At 67.6% G+C, this 3,732-nt stretch carries 5 protein-coding genes; 1 reads left to right on the forward strand and 4 read right to left on the reverse strand.

Going from position 1 to position 3,732, the window contains the following annotated elements:
• Positions 1-101: 101 nt before the first annotated feature.
• The 4 genes from ACTHLF_RS20955 to ACTHLF_RS20970 form a co-directional block, all read right to left on the reverse strand.
• Complete coding sequence (locus ACTHLF_RS20955) at positions 102-569, reverse strand: DUF1203 domain-containing protein (RefSeq protein ID WP_440330125.1); 468 nt, start codon at positions 567-569, stop codon at positions 102-104.
• Between the two features lie 89 nt (positions 570-658).
• Positions 659-1,567, reverse strand: coding sequence for a cupin domain-containing protein (locus ACTHLF_RS20960; RefSeq protein WP_440330127.1), 909 nt, complete (start codon positions 1,565-1,567; stop codon positions 659-661).
• A 67-nt stretch (positions 1,568-1,634) separates the two neighbouring features.
• Complete coding sequence (locus ACTHLF_RS20965) at positions 1,635-2,240, reverse strand: OmpW/AlkL family protein (protein ID WP_440330129.1); 606 nt, start codon at positions 2,238-2,240, stop codon at positions 1,635-1,637.
• 89 nt (positions 2,241-2,329) lie between these two features.
• The gene (locus ACTHLF_RS20970) at positions 2,330-3,073 is read right to left on the reverse strand and encodes a cyclic nucleotide-binding domain-containing protein (protein ID WP_440330131.1); all 744 of its coding nucleotides are present in this window, start codon (positions 3,071-3,073) and stop codon (positions 2,330-2,332) included.
• 249 nt (positions 3,074-3,322) lie between these two features.
• On the opposite strand from ACTHLF_RS20970, the gene ACTHLF_RS20975 reads away from it, so the two are divergent.
• Positions 3,323-3,667: a carboxymuconolactone decarboxylase family protein gene (locus ACTHLF_RS20975; protein ID WP_440330133.1), complete on the forward strand. Its 345-nt coding sequence runs from the start codon at positions 3,323-3,325 to the stop codon at positions 3,665-3,667.
• Positions 3,668-3,732 lie beyond the last annotated feature (65 nt).

The raw sequence follows: 3,732 nt of genomic DNA on the forward strand, positions 1-3,732 counted from the left end.
GTTTTTTCCTGGGTTTCTTTTAACCCCGGCGGGGGCCCCGGGCCCCTGTGTGCCGGGGTCGGCCGGGCTCGCGCCCCCACCCCCGCTCCCACAAACCCGCATCAATCCCTGGTCACCTGCGCTGCAAAGCACCCATACGCCGCGTAATGGGCGTGGATGTACGCAACGCTTGCGGTGCCGAGCATGCGCCGGATGGCTTCATCGAGCTGCCGGCCGTCAACCAGTGCGGCCTGGTCGATCAGGTGTTCGCTGGTGAAGGCGCGCAGCGAGATCATGCGCTGGGCCATCACTTCCGGTACCTCGTCCTGCAGTTCGGCGGGCGTGGTGGCCCATACACGGATAAATACACACTGGATCGCGAGGTAGGCACCAGGAGCGGGCTGATGGGTGAAATTCAACAACAGCAGCGTTTCGCCACGCCGGGCATTGCGCAACTCCACGCGCTCCGGATAGCCGGTATCGCTTGAGGCGATCGTGCGCAGGATGCCGCGCTGCTTCAGCTCTGCATCGGGCAGGTCGTAGAGGGAAAGAAACGGCGTCGGGTCGATGCCGCGGATTCGGTATGCCATGGGTGTCGCCTCCGTTGGGGATGGCGCCATGCTGGGCCAGAGGCGGACGGCCAACCATCCGAACCTTGCGGTAGAGCGGCGCAGGCGCGTCAGGCGCGGCGAAAACGGGCGGGCGTGGTACCCATGATGCGCAGGAAGGTCTTGCCGAAGGCCGATTCGGAGCGGTAGCCCACGCGCTCGGCGACAGCTGCGGCTGTGAGGTCACCCCGGCGGAGGAACTCGGCCGCAAGATGCATGCGCAGGAGCGTGAGGACCTCGTGCGGGGATTGCTTGCCCTTCGCCTCGAAATGCCGGGCGAAGGTCGCACGTGACATGGCCGCCTGCGCGGCCAGCGCTTCGACGGTCCACTCATGGGCGGGGTCGCGCAACATCGCCAGCAGGGCGCGCCCCAGCCGCGGGTCGGCCATCAGGGTCAGCAGCGAGGGCGGCATCAGCCCGTGCTCCAGCTGCGCCCGCAAGGCGAATACCAGCAGGGCCTGGCTAAGTGCCGTTACGACGGCCAGGGCACCGGGGGCAAGGTCGCCGACTTCCGTCCGGAACACGCTCACGATCGCCTCGAGCGTCGCCATGCCATGCGCCTCGGCGAGCGACACGTGCAGGGCATCCGGCAGCGTGGAGAACAGCAGCTGCCCGGCGTCCGGGGCGTGTACGAAGCGGCCGCACAGCAGGTCCAGTACGGGACCCTCGCCCGCCGTGCTCTTAAGCACCAGCGGCCCCGAGGCGTCGAGGAGGATGGGTGCGTCATGCAGCGTGCCACGCGTATCGCGGACCCGATGGCTCGTGCCATGCGGCAGGACGACCAGGTCCCCGGCACGCAGCGGCAAGGTGCGTCGCCCGGGCAACTCCATGACGCCCTCACCCGCCAGCACCAGGTGGAACGGTGCCTCGCCCGGGCCAGCATCCTCGTGGTCCAGGCTGAAACCGCCCGCGAGCTGGCAGCGCAGGTCGAGCGCGCCGCGCACGCGGGCGAGTTCCAGGATCCGGGTAAGTGCGTCCATGGGTCGATCTGGCGCCAGAGGTGACGCGAGTATCGGCATGAACGCGGGCGCGGACAAGCCGCCCGGATTACAGGCGGTAGCCGAAGCTCAGGCCATAGACCCAGGGATCGACATGCGCGGTGCCGACCCGTGCACCATTCACCTTCACCTTCGTGTCGATGTTGATGTAGCGGGCATCCACGGTGAACGTCCAGCGTTCGTCGAGGCGGATATCCACGCCGGCATGGCCGGCCGCACCCCAGCTGTTCGCGAGTTGCACGCGCGTCCCATCCAGCGCGTTGCGCCCCTTCTTGTCGAAGAACCAGGTGTAGTTGATACCGGCGCCGACGAACGGCGACACCGTGCCGCCTTCCATGAAGTGGTACAGCACGCCGAGCGTCGGCGGCAGCTGCTTCACGCTGACCGCGCGCGTGCCATCCAGGCGCACCTCATGCTGGAACGGCACCGCGGCCAGCAGCTCGGCCGACCAGCCCGGGGCGAAGCGGTATTCCACGCTGAACGTGGGCCGCGTGCTCTTGCTGATGCTCGACGGCAAGCCAGCGAGCTGGCCGGTGTCTGATTTGGGATCGACGACATGGGCACCGAAGTGGAGCGTCCACGGCGATTCCGCGGCCTGTGCCGCGATCGGCGCGGCGAGCAGGATGGCGGCGGCGAGGGTCTTGAGCTGGAACACGGGGGAACTCCTTGTGGGCAGGGATGCCAGCCATCGGGGCCGGCACCGCAGAGGTTAGGAATCCCCTGCCCGCGCGTTCCTGATCGCGCTCAGTTTTTCCTGCGCTCGCTCGTGGCGTCGGCGACGCACAGTGCATCGAGCAGGTCGCGGCGGTGGATGCGCAGGTGGCGGCCGCTCGCCGAGAGGACACCGTGCTCTTCCATGCGCCCCAACGCCCGGCTCACGGTCTCGACGGCCAGGCCGAGATAGCACGCGATATCGCTGCGGCCCATTGGCAGGCGAACCGTGTCGGTAGGCCGCGACAACCTGTCGTAGCGTTCAAGCAAGCCGCGAAGGAACAGCGCGACGCGTTCGAGCGCCTGCGGCCGGCCCATGGCGAGCACGTGTTGTTGAGTGCTCGCGACCTCGCGACCCAGCTCGCGCATCATCTTTCGCTGCAGGCCGGGCAGCTGCTGGAACAGATCCTCGAGGCGCGCGAACGGCACCTCGCAGATCGTCGTGCGTTCGAGGGCGGTGGCGTCGGTGCGGTGCGTGTCATCGAGCATGCCATCCACGCCGAGGATTTCACCCGGCAAGCGGAACCCAAGCACCTGCTGGCCGCCATCGGCGTCACCCAGTGCGACGCGCACGGCGCCGGAGCGCACGACGTACAGCGCATCGAACGGCTGACCCTGGCGGAACACCGAGTCGCCGCGCTGGTAGGTGCTGCGCTGGCGCGTGAGGCGATCAAGACGAGCGAGGCCGCCTTCGTCGACGCCCTCCGGGAGGCAGATCGCGTGGAGGCCGCATTCCGCGCAGCCGAGGCGTGCCTCCGGCGAAGCCGGTTGTGGCATGAGAGTCCCTCTTTGGATCAAGAAAAAGCCGTCACCACCACGGTATCAGCGAGGTCAGCGGCGCCTCGCCGCCGGTCAGGCCTCTGCGACGGACTGCCGCAGGGGTCGCCCGCCCGTATGCCGCCGGAGCCTCCGTGAGACGTTTCAGCCAAAAGACGCGACGTTCGAGCATTCAGCCGCGCACCCGGTGGTGCCATTATTTCCCTCACGACGACGCACCCCGCGCCGCCGCTCATTGGAGTCACGAACATGCTTGACTGGGTTGCATACAAGAAAGAGCTCATGGGCCGCATTGGCGAGATCGGCAAGCTGAGCCCGGATACCCTGAAGGGCTACCAGACCCTCTCCGCGGCGAATGCGCATAAGGAAGGGTCGCTCGGCGCGAAGACCCGCGAGCTGATTTCGCTCGCCGTCGCCGTAACGATGCGCTGCGATGGCTGTATCACGGTGCACACCGACGCCGCCCTGAAGGCCGGCGCGACCCGCGAAGAAATCACCGAAGCGCTCGGCGTGGCGATCGCGATGAATGCCGGTGCCGCCCTGGTTTATTCCGCCCGCGCGATGGATGCGGTTGACGCATACAGCAAGGCTTGATGGTTCCTGTGGGAGCGTTGTGGGAGCGTGCTGTGGGAGCGTGCTTGCACGCGATGGGTGCTCGC

Origin of the sequence: Luteibacter sp. (assembly GCF_051958795.1) — a bacterium.
Taxonomy (GTDB): domain Bacteria; phylum Pseudomonadota; class Gammaproteobacteria; order Xanthomonadales; family Rhodanobacteraceae; genus Luteibacter.

What these genes read in the sequence shown, in the direction of transcription:
- ACTHLF_RS20955 (WP_440330125.1), bottom strand. Translation starts at nt 569, where the DNA reads ATGGCATACCGAATCCGCGGCATCGACCCGACGCCGTTTCTTTCCCTC.
- ACTHLF_RS20960 (WP_440330127.1), bottom strand. Translation starts at nt 1,567, where the DNA reads ATGGACGCACTTACCCGGATCCTGGAACTCGCCCGCGTGCGCGGCGCG.
- ACTHLF_RS20970 (WP_440330131.1), bottom strand. Translation starts at nt 3,073, where the DNA reads ATGCCACAACCGGCTTCGCCGGAGGCACGCCTCGGCTGCGCGGAATGC.
- ACTHLF_RS20975 (WP_440330133.1), top strand. Translation starts at nt 3,323, where the DNA reads ATGCTTGACTGGGTTGCATACAAGAAAGAGCTCATGGGCCGCATTGGC.